The 15010-nt window shown below is 74.2% G+C and carries 14 protein-coding genes; 2 read left to right on the forward strand and 12 right to left on the reverse strand.

The window, feature by feature from the left end:
- Positions 1 to 40: 40 nt before the first annotated feature.
- From PUR71_RS28045 to proC, 7 genes are all read right to left on the reverse strand, one after another.
- Positions 41 to 1048 carry a lysophospholipid acyltransferase family protein gene (locus PUR71_RS28045; protein WP_329929932.1) on the reverse strand — a complete coding sequence of 336 codons (1008 nt, stop codon included), beginning with the start codon at positions 1046 to 1048 and terminating at the stop codon, positions 41 to 43.
- Between the two features lie 7 nt (positions 1049 to 1055).
- Positions 1056 to 2189, reverse strand: a complete 1134-nt coding sequence (locus PUR71_RS28050; protein ID WP_329929933.1) for an NAD-dependent epimerase/dehydratase family protein — start codon at positions 2187 to 2189, stop codon at positions 1056 to 1058.
- A gap of 149 nt (positions 2190 to 2338) precedes the next feature.
- Positions 2339 to 2455 carry a 30S ribosomal protein bS22 gene (locus tag PUR71_RS28055; RefSeq protein WP_425311139.1) on the reverse strand — a complete coding sequence of 39 codons (117 nt, stop codon included), beginning with the start codon at positions 2453 to 2455 and terminating at the stop codon, positions 2339 to 2341.
- Between the two features lie 174 nt (positions 2456 to 2629).
- The gene (locus PUR71_RS28060; protein WP_148644250.1) at positions 2630 to 2839 is read right to left on the reverse strand and encodes a helix-turn-helix domain-containing protein; all 210 of its coding nucleotides are present in this window, start codon (positions 2837 to 2839) and stop codon (positions 2630 to 2632) included.
- Between the two features lie 227 nt (positions 2840 to 3066).
- The gene (locus PUR71_RS28065; protein WP_329929934.1) at positions 3067 to 4263 is read right to left on the reverse strand and encodes an acetoin utilization protein AcuC; all 1197 of its coding nucleotides are present in this window, start codon (positions 4261 to 4263) and stop codon (positions 3067 to 3069) included.
- 442 nt (positions 4264 to 4705) lie between these two features.
- The gene (locus tag PUR71_RS28070) at positions 4706 to 5914 is read right to left on the reverse strand and encodes an MFS transporter (RefSeq protein ID WP_329929935.1); all 1209 of its coding nucleotides are present in this window, start codon (positions 5912 to 5914) and stop codon (positions 4706 to 4708) included.
- 251 nt (positions 5915 to 6165) lie between these two features.
- Entirely contained in the window at positions 6166 to 6993 is an 828-nt protein-coding gene (proC, locus tag PUR71_RS28075) for a pyrroline-5-carboxylate reductase (protein WP_329929936.1), read from the reverse strand.
- 152 nt (positions 6994 to 7145) lie between these two features.
- Between proC and PUR71_RS28080 the strand changes: the two genes are divergently transcribed.
- Together PUR71_RS28080 and PUR71_RS28085 are read left to right on the forward strand one after the other, a co-directional pair.
- Complete coding sequence (locus PUR71_RS28080; RefSeq protein ID WP_329929937.1) at positions 7146 to 7595, forward strand: hypothetical protein; 450 nt, start codon at positions 7146 to 7148, stop codon at positions 7593 to 7595.
- Between the two features lie 121 nt (positions 7596 to 7716).
- Positions 7717 to 9084 (forward strand): SCO2583/SCO2584 N-terminal domain-containing protein, encoded by a 1368-nt coding sequence (locus PUR71_RS28085; RefSeq protein ID WP_329929938.1) that lies wholly within the window; start codon positions 7717 to 7719, stop codon positions 9082 to 9084.
- A 3-nt stretch (positions 9085 to 9087) separates the two neighbouring features.
- On the opposite strand, the gene PUR71_RS28090 is transcribed toward PUR71_RS28085, so the two are convergent.
- The 5 genes from PUR71_RS28090 to PUR71_RS28110 all read right to left on the reverse strand — a co-directional run bounded on the left by PUR71_RS28090 (position 9088) and on the right by PUR71_RS28110 (position 14900).
- Positions 9088 to 9603, reverse strand: a complete 516-nt coding sequence (locus PUR71_RS28090) for a hypothetical protein (protein WP_329929939.1) — start codon at positions 9601 to 9603, stop codon at positions 9088 to 9090.
- Between the two features lie 104 nt (positions 9604 to 9707).
- Positions 9708 to 11552, reverse strand: coding sequence for a dihydroxy-acid dehydratase (gene ilvD / locus PUR71_RS28095; RefSeq protein WP_329929940.1), 1845 nt, complete (start codon positions 11550 to 11552; stop codon positions 9708 to 9710).
- A 175-nt stretch (positions 11553 to 11727) separates the two neighbouring features.
- The gene (locus tag PUR71_RS28100; protein WP_329929941.1) at positions 11728 to 12498 is read right to left on the reverse strand and encodes a class I SAM-dependent methyltransferase; all 771 of its coding nucleotides are present in this window, start codon (positions 12496 to 12498) and stop codon (positions 11728 to 11730) included.
- 46 nt (positions 12499 to 12544) lie between these two features.
- The gene (locus PUR71_RS28105) at positions 12545 to 13348 is read right to left on the reverse strand and encodes a sugar phosphate isomerase/epimerase family protein (protein ID WP_329930204.1); all 804 of its coding nucleotides are present in this window, start codon (positions 13346 to 13348) and stop codon (positions 12545 to 12547) included.
- Positions 13349 to 13937: 589 nt separating this feature from the next.
- A complete protein-coding gene (locus tag PUR71_RS28110; RefSeq protein WP_329929942.1) occupies positions 13938 to 14900 on the reverse strand; it encodes a Ppx/GppA phosphatase family protein in 963 nt (320 codons plus the stop codon).
- Positions 14901 to 15010 lie beyond the last annotated feature (110 nt).

The following is a 15010-nucleotide window of genomic DNA, read 5'->3' on the forward strand; positions in this document are numbered from 1 at the left end:
CGGCCGAGCCAGAAGAACGCCGAGCTGGAACAACGCCGAGCTAGAAGAACACCGAGCGCCGCTGCACCAGCAGCTTGTAGAGCGTGTGCTGGATGGTCTCCCGCACCTCGTCCGCCAGGTCGAAGACCAGCATCGGATCGTCCGCCGCCTCCGGCGGGTACCCGTCGGTGGCGATCGGCTCGCCGAACTGGATCGTCCACTTCGTCGGCAGCGGCACCGCGCCGAGCGGGCCCAGCCACGGGAACGTCGGTGTGATCGGCACGTACGGCAGGCCCAGCAGCCGGGCCAGCGTCTTCAGGTTGCCGATCATCGGGTACGTCTCCTCCGCCCCGACGATCGAGCACGGCACGATCGGCACCCCCGCGCGCAGCGCCGACGAGACGAACCCGCCGCGCCCGAAGCGCTGGAGCTTGTACCGCTCGGCGAACGGCTTGCCGATGCCCTTGAACCCCTCCGGCCACACCCCGACGACCTCGCCGCGCTCCAGCAGCGCCTGGGCGTCCTCGTTGCAGGCCAGCGTGTGGCCCGCCTTGCGGGCCAACTCGTTGACGCCCGGCAGCACGAAGACCAGGTCCGCGGCGAGCATCCGCAGGTGACGGTGGTTCGGGTGGTGGTCGTGGATGGCGACCTGGGTCATCAGGGCGTCCAGCGGGATCGTCCCGGAGTGGTTGGCGACGATCAGCGCGCCGCCCTCGGCCGGGATGTGCTCGACGCCGCGCACCTCGATCCGGAAGTACTTCTCGGCCAGCGGGCGCAGCAGCCCGAGCAGGACCTCCTCGGTGAGCTCCTGGTCGAAGCCGAACTCGTCCACCTCGTAGTCGCCGGTGACGCGGCGGCGCAGGAAGGCCAGCCGTTCGGCGGCCCGGGCCTCCCAGCCCTTGCCGAACAGCCGGGTCGCGGCCGGGCCGAGCTGCCCGGACAGCGCGCCGCCGACGGCCCCGGCGAGCCGGTCGGCGAGGGCCGGGCGGTCGGGGGAGCTCCAGCTGGGGGCGGACTCGATCGGGATGACCTTGGCCTCGCCCGGCGCGTTCTCGGCTGCGGCACTCATGGCGGGTTCAGCTCCTCGGTCGGGTCGGGCGGTCGGTGCCGTCGCGGTCGGTGCCGTCGCGGCCGGTGCGGCTACGGTCGGCGGGGGCCGGTTCGGGCCCGAGCAGCCCGGTCAGCCGGTCGGCGACGGCGGCGAGCCGCTCGGGCGGCAGGAGGCCGGGGCCCCGGGCGGCGGCGAAGTCGGCGAAGGCCTCGGCGGTGGTGAAGGCCGGGCGGTAGCCGAAGGTCTCCCGCAGCCGGGTGGTGTCCACGACGCGCCCGTGGGTGAGCAGCCGCAGCTGCTCGGGCGAGACGTCCACGAGGCGGGTCTGCCGGGCCAGGCCGGCCATCCAGCTGACCGCGGGCAGCAGCAGCGGCAGCGTGGGCCGGCCGAGCCGGCGGGCGCACTGGGAGAGCAGCAGGACGCCCTCCCCCGCGACGTTGAAGGTGCCGGTGTTGACGGTGCCCGGCTCGGGCTCACCGGCGGCGCGGCAGAGCACGGCGACGGCGTCGTCCTCGTGCACGAACTGGAGCCGGGGGTCGTAGCCGAGGACGGTCGGCAGCACCGGCAGCGCGAAGTACTCGCTCAGCGGTGTGTCGGCGGCGGGGCCGACGATGTTGGCGAAGCGCAGCACCGTCACCGCGACGTCCGGCCGGCGCCGGGCGAAGCCGCGGACGTAGCCCTCGACCTCGGCGGCGTCCTTGGCGAAGCCCCCGCCGGGCGGGTTCTTCGGCTGGATCCGCTCGGTGAACACGGCCGGGTCGCGCGGGGCCGAGCCGTAGACGCCGGTGGTCGACTTCACCACCAGCCGCCGCACGCCCGGCGCCTTCTGGCAGGCGCCCAGCAGCTGCATGGTGCCGATCACGTTGGACTCCTTCACCGCGGAGCGGTGGGTGGAGCCCAGCCCGGTGGCGGAGACGCTGAGGTGCACGACGGTGTCGACGCCGTGCTCGGCGATCACCCGGGAGACCGCCGGGCGGCGCAGGTCCAGCTGGTGGAAGCGGTACGGCGCGGCCGGGCCGTCCGGGTCCTCGAGCGGTCGCCCCGGGGGCTGCACGTCGACGCCGACCACCAGGTCGACGTCGGGCCGGCGGCGGACCTCGGCGACGAAGCGGGCCCCGAGATGCCGGGCCACACCCGTGACGAGCACGACGACGCCCACAGTGCTCCACCCCAATCCTCGACCCGAGCGGCCTGCGTGCACCGTACCGCGCCGCCGCCACGGGCCGTGATACGACACCGCCCGCCGAGCCCACGAGGGGCCGGGCGGGCGGTGGAAGCGCGCGGTGCGCAGGGCGCAACCGGGGGCGCTTACTTCTTGTTGCGACGCTGAACGCGCGTGCGCTTCAGAAGCTTGCGGTGCTTCTTCTTGGCCATACGCTTGCGACGCTTCTTGATGACAGAGCCCACGGAACAACCCTCGCTCACTGAGACTCTCGTCCGTGAGAGACGGAGTCCATACGACTGACGTGAGGGCCTAGCCTACCGTCCGCGTGCCCGGGGCTGTAAATCGCGCCCCCGTCGGCCGGGGAACGCACGGGAAATCCGTGGCAAACGGGTGCGGTGCCCACCGTGGTGGACCCCGCACCCGCGCGCCCCGTCCTACGCGCTCTCGAGCCGCACGTAGGACTCCTTGAGGTACTCGTGCACCGCCTGCTGGGGCACCCGGAAGGACCGTCCGACCCGGATGGCCGGCAGCTCTCCGCTGTGCACCAGGCGGTACACCGTCATCTTGGACACCCGCATGACCGCGGCAACCTCTGCCACGGTCAGGAAGACGACTTCCTGCAGGGGGCGTTCGCCGGAACTCATGACCATCACCCGACCCTTAACCCGTGTGCAAGGCACCGGCTTCCCCTCCGGTGACTCCACCGGCACACGTGTATCCCCAGAGTAGTTATGGGTGGTACCAGTGGGAAGAGGGAGAAGCGCAGTCCTCGTACGGTGAGAGATAGTCCTGTTGCAGTACGTAGTCAGTCGGCGGTTCGTAGCAGTGGGCGTGCGCACCGCCACCGCGCGGGGCGCCCCGGGCGCCGGTTTCAGGCCAGCAGGCCGTGGTGGGGGAAGACGGCGCGACGGCTGGCGAGGATCGCCTGGTCCAGGCGGTCGGCCGGATCGTATCCCGCGTCGAAGTCGCGCCACACCGGGCGGGCGCCGTCGGTCATGCGCAGCGGGGCGGGGCGGCGGGTGCGGCGGTAGACCTCGGCGCGCCACGCTTCCGGGGTCTCGGTGGCCGGGTCGACGGGGTGACCGGCGGCGGTGGCGACGAGGTGGGTCCAGGTCCGCGGGACGACGTCCACGACGGCGTAGCCGCCCCCGCCGGTGGCGACCCAGCGGCCGCCGGCGTGGCGGTGGGCGAGGTCGTGCAGTTCCTCGGCGATCAGCCGCTGGGCGTCGACGGTGACGGCGAGGTGGGCGAGCGGGTCCTCCAGGTGGGTGTCCGCGCCGTGCTGGGTGACCAGGACATCCGGGCGGAAGGCGGCGAGGAGTTCGGGCACCAGGGCGTGGAAGGCGCGCAGCCAGCCGGCGTCGCCGGTGCCGGCCGGGAGCGCGAGGTTGGCGGCGCCGCCGGGGGCGTCGGGGCCGCCGGTCTCGGTCGGGAAGCCGGTCTGCGGGAAGAGCGTGGCGGGGTGCTCGTGCAGGGAGACGGTGAGCACTCGGGGGTCGTTCCAGAAGGCCTGCTGGACGCCGTCGCCGTGGTGGACGTCGACGTCGACGTAGGCGACGCGCCGGGCGCCGAGTTCGAGCAGCCGGGCGATGGCGAGCGCCGGGTCGTTGTAGATGCAGAAGCCGGAGGCCTTGGCGGGCATGGCGTGGTGCAGTCCGCCGGTGAAGTTGACGGCGTGCGGGGCGTCGCCGCGCCAGACGGCCTCGGCGGCGGCGACGGACTGGCCCGCGATCAGGGCGGAGGCCGAGTGGATCGCCGGGAAGGCCCAGTTGTCGTCGGTGCCGAGCCCGTGCCGGGCGTCGTGCCGGTCGGGGTCGGCGGCGACGCGCTTGACGGCCTCGACGTATTCGCGGGTGTGCACCAGGTGGAGCGTCGAATCCCCGGCCGGCGGCGCCGCCCTGACGGTCACGCCGGGGGCGGTGGCGAGGCCGAGGGCCTCGACGAGGCGCATGGTGAGGGCCAGCCGGGTCGGGTCCATCGGGTGACCGGGGCCGAAGTCGTAGGCGGTGACGGCCTCGTCCCAGAAGAGGTGCAGGCCGCAGGGGAGATCACGCTCGGCTTCGGGCATGGCCTCCACCGTAGTGGGTGGCGGTCCGCGGGCGGCCGCCGGGCCGGGGCGAGTCCCGGGGGTCCGGGTTCAAACCCGTGCGGGAAAGGCGGCTTGAAGCAGAACGTCAGGAACGGTCATCCGCCGGGGCCGCGGCGGCGGCGGCCGTGGACGCGGGGAGCGTCGCGCGGGCACGGGCGGCGGCCGGCGAGACGGCAGTCGGGGCAGTCGGGGTGGCCGGGCCGGCCGCCGCCGCCGGGTGCGGGTGGTGAGGGCCGAGGACGCGCAGGAGCGCATCCCGCAGGTCCACGGGCCGTTCTACGAGCGCGTCGGCGCCCTGTTCGCCGACCGCACGCCGGACGAGGTGGCCGTCCTGACCGGCCCGACCGGTTCACCCGCGCCCGCGCGATCCTGCGGGAGTCCCTGGACGGGATCCGCGCCGGACAGCGGCAGGTCGAACGGGCTACGCCTCGGCGGGCGTCAGGGCGGCGGGCGCCGGGGCGAAGCGGTCGGCCAGCGGGAGGACGGCGAGAACCAGCACCATCGGGGCGAGCAGCGCCCAGCGGTAGGAGCTGCCGTTCGCGATCGCCCCGACCAGCGGCGAGCCGATCAGGAAGCCCACGTAGTTGAAGAGGTTGAGCCGGGCCACCGCGGCGTCCGAGTCGGCCGGGAACAGCCGCCCGCCGGCCGCGAACACCTGCGGGATGATCGCGCAGATGCCGAAGCCGAGCAGCGTGAACCCGGCGATGCCCGCCCACGCCGCGGGCGCCCCGGCGGCGGCCGCGAAGCCGAGGGCCGCCAGCGCCGCGCCGCCGCGGACCACCGGGACGGCGCCCCAGCGCTGCACCGCGCGGTCGCCGAGGGCACGGCCGAGCAGCATCGCCACCATGTAGCCGAGGTAGGACAGCTTGGCGACGTCCTCGGGGCTGCCCAGCCCGTCGGTCAGGTACTTGACGCTGTAGTTGGAGACCGACGCGTCCGCGATGTACGCGAAGGCCATAGCCAGGCACAGCGGCAGCAGCGGCCGCCACGGGATCGAGCGGGCGGCGGCCTCGGCGGCCTCCCGGACGGCGTCGCCGAGTTCGGCGGGCCCGGCGAAGCGGGTGCCGACCAGGACGGCGAGCGGGGCGATCACGGCGGCCGCGGTGCCGAACAGCACCGGCAGACCGACGTCGTCGTGCGAGCCGAGGCCGGCGACGGCCGCGCCGAGGATGCCGCCGAGGCTGAACGCGGCGTGGAAGCCGATCATGATCGAGCGGCCGTACCGGTGCTGGAGCCCCACCCCGAGCATGTTCATGCTGGCGTCCAGCGCCCCCACGAGCAGCCCGAACGCCCCCAGCGCGATGGCGAGTTGCCACAGCTCGTCACCGAGGCCGGCGCCCGCGAGGCTGAGGCAGACACCCGGCTGGACGACCCGCAGGACGGCCCGCGCGCCGGTGCGCCTCACCAACTGCTCGGAGGTGATCGAGCCGACGCCCGCCAGGATCGGCACGGCCGCCAGGAACACCGGCAGCAGCCCGTCGCTCAGCCCGTAGCGGTGCTGGATCTCCGGGATGCAGGTGACCAGCAGCGCGAACGTCGTGCCCTGGAGCAGGAAGCTCAGGGCCAGCGCGGCGCGGCCGGCCCGCAGGCGGGACGGGACCTCGGCACTCGACGGGAACGCAGGGCGCATGCGGGAACCTCGCTACCGGCCGGTACGACGATGTTGGCGAGAGCGTAGGTGCCCGCGAGGACTTTGGGGAGAGGGTGTGCAGCGCTTTCCGCGCTCGGCTCGGGGTGATCAGCCCGGCAGCGCGGGCACCTCGGCGAGGCCGGCGATCAGCCCGGGCCACGGCGGCCGTCAGCCGCGGCGGCGGGGTGAGGGAGCGGGCGGCATGCGGGAACAGCTCGGGCGCGGGCGTGCCAATGCCCGTCGACCGGCGGTCACTTCCCCCCGGAGGCCAGCTCGCGGGAGCGGTCCCGGGCCGCCTCCAGGGCGCCCAGCAGCGCGGCCCGCACGCCGTGGTTCTCCAGCTCGCGGATGGCCGCGATGGTGGTGCCGGCCGGCGACGTGACGGCCTCGCGCAGCTTCACGGGGTGCTCGCCGGAGTCGCGCAGCATCACCGAGGCGCCGATCGCGGACTGGACGATCAGGTCGTGCGCCACCTGCCGGGGCAGGCCGAGCAGGATGCCGGCGTCCGTCATCGCCTCGACGAGGAAGTAGAAGTAGGCCGGTCCGGAGCCGGAGAGCGCGGTGGCCGCGTCCTGCTGGGCCTCGGGCAGGCGCAGCGCCTTGCCGACCGAGCTGAAGATCTCCTCGGCGCGCACCAGGTGCTCCTCGGTGGCGTGCGAGCCGCCGGAGATGACGCTCATCCCCTCGTCCACCAGGACGGGCGTGTTGGGCATGACGCGGACCACCGGGGTGCCGGCCGCCAGCCGCTCCTCGAACCACGCGGTGGGCACGCCGGCCGCGGCCGAAATGACCAGCCGGTCCGGGCTGACGTGCGGCGCGAGCTCCTCCAGCAGGGTGCCCATGTCCTGCGGCTTGACGGCGAGGATCAAGGTGTCGGCGAGCTTGGCGGCCTCGGCGTTGGAGGCGGCCACGACGCCGTAGCGGTCGGCCAGTTCGGCGGCGCGCTCGGGGCGGCGGGCGGTCACCAGGACGTCCGCCGGGTCCTTGCCCGCCCGCAGCAGACCGGAGAGCAGGGCCTCGCCGATCTTGCCGGTGCCCAGGAAGGCGATCTTCTGTCCGTGCGCTGCGCTGCCGCCCATGGCCGCTCCTAACCTCGGTACTGCTGCCATCCTCGCACCGCGCGGCACCGGCTCGCCGGACCGTCCGGTCCGTGGTCCCTTACGGAGGAACACGGAGAAACTCGGGGGTTTCCCCTATGGCCCCTGGCCGTCCGCAGGAGCACCGTGGACGCATGGCACACGAGGAGATGTCCCGACGTGAGAACCGGCAACTCGCCGTCGCCTCGGCGACGGTGGGTCCGTGGCGGACGGCCGCGGGGGTCGGTGCGGTGGTGGGGGCGACGGCCCTGGGGATCGACGCGATCACCGGGGACTGGTCGCTGAGCATGCTGGCCGGACCGGCCGGCTGGGGTCTGTTCTTCTTCTTCCTCGTCGGCACCGTGGGCGGCCGGTTGCGGCGTGACACCGGCGACCGACGGCTGCGCCGGTGGGCCGACGCGCACCCGTGGCGGGCGGCGCTCCCGGCGGCCGGCGGACTGCTGCTCCTGAACACGCTGGCGCAGCTGTTCCTCGGTGACGCGGGCGTGTTCGCCGCCTTCTTCGAGTCGCTCATCCCGGCCGGCATCCTGCTGGCGATCGCGGGCGTGGTCGGGTCGGTGAAGCAGGCCCGGGGCCGCGGCTGAGGCCCGTCGGCACCGCTGCGACCTGGGCAAACAGGGCAAAGGTCCACACTCGGTACACGCGTTCACCACAAGGCGTGCCCCCGATCGGCCGGTCGTCACACCCCGTCGGCATACTGGCGCGATGCCGATCGCCGAAGATCCAGAACCGCGCCCCTCGGAGGGCGGTGAGGGCGGGTCCGACCCGTCCGGAGCGGGCGGGAAGGACCCGTTCGCGGACCTCGTCCTCGACGACGAGTTCGTCAAGGGTGCCGCCGTCAAGGAGCAGTCGGGCCGCACCCGGATGCTGGCCGCCCAGTGGAAGCACACCCCGCCGGTCGACCCGGGCGGGCGCCGGTCGGTCGACGACGGCCCGGCGGCGCCCAAGCGCCGGTTCGGCCGCAAGCCGAAGCTCCAGGTCGTCGACCCCTGGGGCAACCCGCGCCCGCCCAAGCGCCGGGGCGGTCTGGAGTGGCGCACGCCGCTCTTCGTCGCCCTGACCGTCGCGGTGCTGCTCGCCGCGCTGAACATCGACGGCCTGCGGAACTGGTACCACGGCACCGGCACCGGCTCCTCGGCCCACACCCCGGTGCCGACCGTCGCCCCGGAGACGGCCAAGCCGACGACGGCGCCGCCGAAGGTCGACGCCGACCAGCCGACGGTCGACCACCCCTGGGCCGGATCCCCCGCCGAGGGCTGGCCGAACGGCGCGGACGCCTTCGTGCTCCCCGAGGCCAAGGCCACCGGCGTCTTCTCCACCGAGCAGGTCACCGCCCAGCTGCAGCTGGTCAAGGACTACCTGACCGCCGCCAACCTGGACCCGCAGGTGATCGCGGGCGGCCGCCCGGAGGCCGCGCTCGCGCTGCTGGACCGGGCCGAGCGCGACCAGGCGGCCGCCGCCCTGGCGACCCCGTCCAAGGAGAACGACCCGACCAACTGGTTCAGCCGCTTCGACCCGCGCGAGGCCGTCCAGGTGGGCGGCGTGGTCAAGGTCCAGGGCCGGATCAGCTTCGAGGGCGACGGCGACAAGGGCGTGCTGGTGCACACCGACTTCAGCTACGTGTACGCGGTGCGTCCGGGCCCGGACGCCGCCAAGCGGGCCATGTCGCCCGCGCCGTCGGCCGGCGGCCCGAAGCCGACGAAGCCCGCCGCGCCGCAGACCCAGGACCCGGCGGCCAGGCCGGTGGGCCTGGTGGTGCCCGCGGCCGACGTGGCCGGGGACACCTGGACCACCCGCACGGTCGTGCGGCGGGTCGAGAACTTCCGCTTCTACGACCCGGCCCGCTACCAGGTCAACCCGAAGAAGATCGCGTTCGGCGAGGGCGGCGGCTCGGATTCGGCCAACTCGGCCTGCGACGTCTACGACGGCTTCTACCACCCGCAGTTCGCCCAGTTCGAGCCGGTCCAGCAGGACTCCCCGGGCTCCCGGCCGACCGGCCCGGCGACCGACCCGTACGACCGCAGCAAGGACCTCGTCCCGACCGACCAGTGCGGCACGGTCAGCCGCAACTGACCGTCAGCGCTTGCGCTTCCCGCCGGGTCGGCCACTGCGGCCGGCCCGGCGCTTCTCGTACTGCTCGACGGCCCGCTCGTACCGCGCCCGCCGGACGCCCTCGCCCGGGGCCTCGGTGAGGCTGCGGACGAAGTACGCCAGCAGCGAGCCGACCCCGCCGATCATCCAGACCGCGCCGAGCGAGCGGTCCTCGGTCATCCAGCCGGTGAGGTGGTCCTTGCCCTCGGCGAGGACCTTCCAGGTGCGCAGCGCGGCCAGCAGCGAGCAGAGCGCGACGGCCAGCACCAGCAGGGTGTTGAGGAACCCGCCCTGAGCGGAGAGCGCGACGCCCTCGACGGCCAGGCGCAGCACGAACGCGGCCGCTGCGGCGATGACCAGCGAGCCGGCGGACACGGCGACGCGGCGCGGCCAGTAGCCGTGGTCGCGGTGCACCCAGCTGGTGCCGAACCAGCGGATCGGCTCCGGCTGCGGGGCGGCGGGGTCCGGGGCGGGGGTGGGGGTGGGGGGCTGCTCGCTCACGCCGCCGATTATCCCCCGCCCCCTCGTCCCACGGCCCCGGACGCCGTGGAGGAGCCGTCCCGTGGTCCGGGGCGGCTCCTCCTCGCGCGTGCGGTGCGGGCGGCTCAGCCGAGCTTCGTGACGTCGCGGACGGCGCCCTTGTCGGCGGAGGTGGCCATCGCGGCGTAGGCGCGCAGGGCCTGGCTGACCTGGCGCTCGCGGCTCTTCGGGCGGTAGCCGCCCGAGGCCTCCAGCGCCCGGCGGCGCTCGGCGAGCACCTCGTCCGGGACCTCCAGGGAGATCGTCCGGCCGGGGATGTCGATGGCGATGGTGTCGCCGTCCTCGACGAGGGCGATGGTGCCGCCGGAGGCGGCCTCCGGGGAGGCGTGGCCGATGGACAGGCCCGAGGTCCCGCCGGAGAAGCGGCCGTCGGTGACGAGCGCACAGGCCTTGCCCAGGCCGCGCCCCTTGAGGAAGGAGGTCGGGTAGAGCATCTCCTGCATGCCGGGGCCGCCCTTGGGGCCCTCGTAGCGGATGACGACGACGTCGCCCTCCTTGACGCGCTTGGCGAGGATCGCCTCCACCGCGTCCTCCTGGGACTCGACGACGACGGCCGGGCCGCTGAAGGTCCAGATCGACTCGTCGACGCCGGCGGTCTTCACGATGCAGCCGTCCTCGGCGAGGTTGCCGTACAGCACGGCGAGGCCGCCCTCGACGGAGTAGGCGTGCTCGACGCTGCGGATGCAGCCCTTGGCGGCGTCGGTGTCCAGCGACTCCCAGCGCTCGGACTGCGAGAAGGCCTCGGCGGAGCGGACGCAGCCGGGGGCGGCGTGCCACAGCTCGATGGCCTCGGCGGAGGGCGAACCGCCGCGCACGTCCCAGGTCTTGAGCCACTCGGCGAGCGAGTCGGCGTGCACGGTGTGGACGTCCTCGTTGAGCAGCCCGGCCCGGTACAGCTCGCCGAGGATGGCGGGGATGCCGCCCGCCCGGTGGACGTCCTCCATGTAGTACGAGCCGTTGGGCGCGACCTTGGACAGGCAGGGCACCTTGCGGGAGATCGCGTCGATGTCCCGCTGGCCGAAGTCCAGCTCCGCCTCCTGGGCGGCGGCGAGCAGGTGGAGGATGGTGTTGGTCGAGCCGCCCATGGCGATGTCGAGGGCCATGGCGTTCTCGAACGCGGCGCGGGTGGCGATCGCGCGGGGCAGCACGGAGGCGTCGTCCTGGCCGTAGTGGCGGTCCGCGATCTCGACGACCGTCCGGCCGGCCTTCTCGTACAGGGCGCGGCGGGCGGTGTGGGTGGCGAGGACGGAGCCGTTGCCGGGCAGCGAGAGGCCGATCGCCTCGGTGAGGCAGTTCATCGAGTTGGCGGTGAACATGCCGGAACACGAGCCGCAGGTCGGGCAGGCGTTCTCCTCGATGATCGCGATGTCCTCGTCGGAGACGTTCTCGTTGACGGCCTGGGAGATCGCGTCGACGAGGTCCAGCTTGCGCACGGTGCCGTCGACGAGGGTGGCCTTGCCGGCCTCCATCGGACCGCCGGAGACGAAGACGGTCGGGATGTTGAGCCGCAGCGCGGCCATCAGCATGCCCGGGGTGATCTTGTCGCAGTTGGAGATGCAGATCAGGGCGTCGGCGCAGTGCGCGTTGACCATGTACTCGACCGAGTCGGCGATCAGGTCGCGCGAGGGCAGCGAGTAGAGCATGCCGCCGTGGCCCATCGCGATGCCGTCGTCGACGGCGATGGTGTTGAACTCGCGCGGGATGCCGCCGGCCTGCTTGATCGCCTCGGAGACGATCCGGCCCACCGGCTGGAGGTGGGTGTGGCCGGGGACGAACTCGGTGAAGGAGTTGGCGACCGCGATGATCGGCTTGCCGAAGTCCTCACGGGCTACGCCGGCGGCCCGGAGAAGCGCCCGGGCGCCTGCCATGTTGCGACCGTGGGTGACCGTACGGGACCTCAGCTCGGGCACTGTGCTCCACTCCTTCGGGGCTCGCGCGCGGCCCCGCGGGTGGGAGGGTGCGGGAACCGCTGTGGCTACCGAGCCTACGCCCGCCGTCCGCGCGGCGGACGCCCCGTCCGCGATGCGGTCAGGCGGCGGGCGCGCTCGGCGCACGGACCGTACGGGCCGTACGGGCGCTCGGGAGTCAGGACGGCGTGACCGCGACGACCAGCTCCACGGTGAACGGCTCGACCACCCAGCCGTCGGGGAACTCCGCGAGCGTGGCCTCGCGCTCGGCGGCGAGGACCGGCGCCCGCTCGGCCGGGTCGAGCGAGGCCAGGTACGAGCGGGAGGTCAGGTCGGTGATCACGTGGTCGACGGTGACCCGCCGCTCCCAGCGCAGCACCGTGCGCTCGACCGCGAGCCCGGCCGGGGCGAAGTGGCCGGTGTGCTCGCTGATGCCGCCGTAGCCGCGGTAGCGCTCGGGCAGCGCGGCGGCCATCCGCTCGGCCCGGGCCCGCACCCACGGGACGGTCTCGTCGTGGACGTTCCACCAGGTGGCGAGCGCGCCGCCGGGGCGCAGCACCCGGATCGCCTCGGGAACGGCCAGGTCGGGGCGGGTCCAGTGGAAGGCCTGGGCGTAGGTGATCAGGTCGGCGGAGCCGTCGTGGAAGGGCAGGTCGTCGCCGGAGGCCTTGACGAGCGGCAGGCCGGGCGAGGAGGCGAGGAACTGGGCGGCCATGCCGCCGTTGGGCTCGACCGCGACGACGTCGGCGCCGCGGGCGGCGAGCAGCCGGGTGGCGATGCCGGTGCCGGCGCCGACGTCCAGGACGCGGGCGCCCTTGAGACCGCGGCCGCAGAGCCGCTCCAGGGCGTCGAAGAGCGCGTCGGGGTAGGTCGGGCGGCCCCGGTCGTACTCGGCGGCGACCGCGCCGAAACTCTGAGCGAGCTCCCGGAAGTTCTTTGCCTCCGTCATGTCTCCCCCTACGCGCGGCAGTTGGTGCCCAGTGGGGCACGTGGGTTCAGCGTACGCGCGAGGGGGTGGCCAGGTGCAAGCGGGTGAAGGCGAGCGCCTCGGCGAGGTCGGCCTCGCGTTCGGCGGGGGACGCGGAGCGCCGCGTGTTGACCTCCAGCACGACGTGGCCGTCGAAGCCGGTGCGGGCGAGGTGTTCCAGCAGTTCGGCGCAGGGCTGGTTGCCGCGGCCGGGGATCAGGTGCTCGTCCTTGCCGGAGCCGCTGCCGTCGGCGAGGTGGATGTGGGCGAGCCGGTCGCCCATCCGCTCGACCATCTCGAACGCGTCGATCCGGGAGGTGGAGACGTGCGAGAGGTCGATGGTGTAGTGCCGGTACGCCTCCTCGGTGACGTCCCAGCCGGGCGCGTAGGCGAGCATCTCGCGGTCGCGGTAGCGCCACGGGTACATGTTCTCGACCGCGAACCGGACGTCGGTCTCGCCCGCCATGCGGTTGATGCCCTCGACGAACTCGCGGGCGTACTGGCGCTGCCAGCGGAACGGCGGGTGGACGACGACGGCGCTCGCGCCGAGCTTCTCGGCCGCCGCCCGGGCGCGGACCAGCTTGGTCCACGGATCGGTGGTCCAGACCCGCTGGGTGATCAGCAGGCAGGGCGCGTGCACGGCGAGGATCGGCAGCCGGTGGTGGTCGGACAGGCGGCGCAGCGCCTCGATGTCCTGGCTGACCGGGTCGTTCCAGACCATGACCTCGACGCCGTCGTAGCCGAGCTTGGCGGCGAGCTCGAAGGCGACGGCGGTGCTCGCGGGGTACACCGACGCGGTGGAGAGCGCGACCTTGGTGTCCGGGATGTGCAGGGTCGGGTGCGGGGGCAGCACGAGGCGGTCGGTGGTGCGCAGGAGGGGTGCCCGGGCGGCCTCGCGCTTGGCGGCCTTGACCGACTTCACGGACTGGACGGCGGCCTTGGCGGCGCCGGTGGCGCGGGCGGTGCGGGTCTCCCTGGGTGCCGGGGTCGCGGTGGCCTTGGGGGCGGACTTCCCGGCTCCCGCCGCCGTGTTCCCGGCCGCCGCCTTCTTGGCCGTCGTCTTGGCGGTGGCCGTCTTGGCGGTGGCCGTCTTCGCGGCGGCCTTCTTGGCGCCCTGCGCGGTGCGCTGGGCCGCCTTCACGGCCTTGGCGGCCTGTGCGGCGGTGGCGCCCTTGACGGTCTTGCCCAGCTTGCGGCGCGGGCCGTCCGGCCGCGGCTGCCCGTCGCCGGGGGCGCGGCCCTCCCGCGTCCCGTCGTCGCCCGCTGGTTGCACCACGGGAGACAGCGTAAGCGGACCGGCTCGCGAACGGCACCGGACTCCGGGCGAACGAGACGCGGCTCTCAGGCGTCCCCTTCGTCGGCTCCTCGTCCGCCCTCCTCGTCCGCCCCCGTCGGCACGGCCGGCGGCGCGGCCCGGCGGCTCAGGTGGTCAGCGCGGGCTTGCGGCGGTCGGCGGGGCTGTCCATGGCGTCCAGTCGGCGCAGGATGACGCCCTCGCGCAGGGCCCACGGGCAGACGTCGAGCTCCTCCAGGCCGAAGAGGTCCATCGCGGCGTCCGCGACCAGCGCGCCGGCCAGCAGTTGCTTGGCCCGGCCCTCGGAGACGCCGGGGATCTGGGCCCGCTCGGCGACGGTCATGGTGGACAGCCGGGGCAGCCACGCGGACAGGCCGGCGCGGGTGAGCCGGCGGTCGGCGTACGGGCCGGCGTCGGCGGGCGCGGCGCCGGTCATCCGGGCGAGCTGCTTGAAGGTCTTCGAGGTGGCGACGGCGTGCTGCGGGGCGCCGAGCCGGGAGATCTCGCCGACGACGGTGGCCATCTCGGCGCGGATGTGGCGTCTGAGCTCGCGCAGCCCCTCCGGGTCGGCGACGTCGCCGGGCAGCCAGCGGGCGGTCAGCCGGCCGGCGCCCAGTGGCAGCGAGCAGGCGACGTCGGGCTGTTCGTCCAGGCCGCAGGCGATCTCCAGCGAGCCGCCGCCGATGTCCAGGTTGAGCAGCCGGCCGGAGGACCAGCCGAACCAGCGGCGCACGGCGAGGAAGGTGAGGCGGGCCTCGTCCTGGCCGGACAGGACCCGCAGTTCGACGCCGGTCTCGGTGGCGACCCGGCGCAGCACCTCCTCGCCGTTGGCGGCCTCGCGGACGGCGGAGGTGGCGAAGGGCAGGATGTCGACGACGCCCTTGTCCTCGGCGACGCGCAGCGAGGAGGCGACGTGGCCGACGAGCCGCTCGACGCCGGCCCCGCTTATCGCGCCCCGCTCGTCGAGCAGCTCGGCGAGGCGCAGTTCGGCCTTGTGCGAGTACGCGGGCACGGGGGCGGCGCCCGGATGGGCGTCCACCACGAGGAAGTGGACCGTGTTGGAACCTACGTCGAGCACACCGAGTCGCATAGCTCTCCACGCTACGCGATCCGGCCGCGCGGGTGATCGGTCGCGGCGGCACCGCCTCGGCGCGGCCGGGGCACCCGTGCTGGTCGCGGGTGCCGCGGGGCGGGGCGGGC

It is taken from the genome of Streptomyces sp. SP17BM10 (genome assembly GCF_036322405.1).
Lineage (GTDB): Bacteria > Actinomycetota > Actinomycetes > Streptomycetales > Streptomycetaceae > Kitasatospora.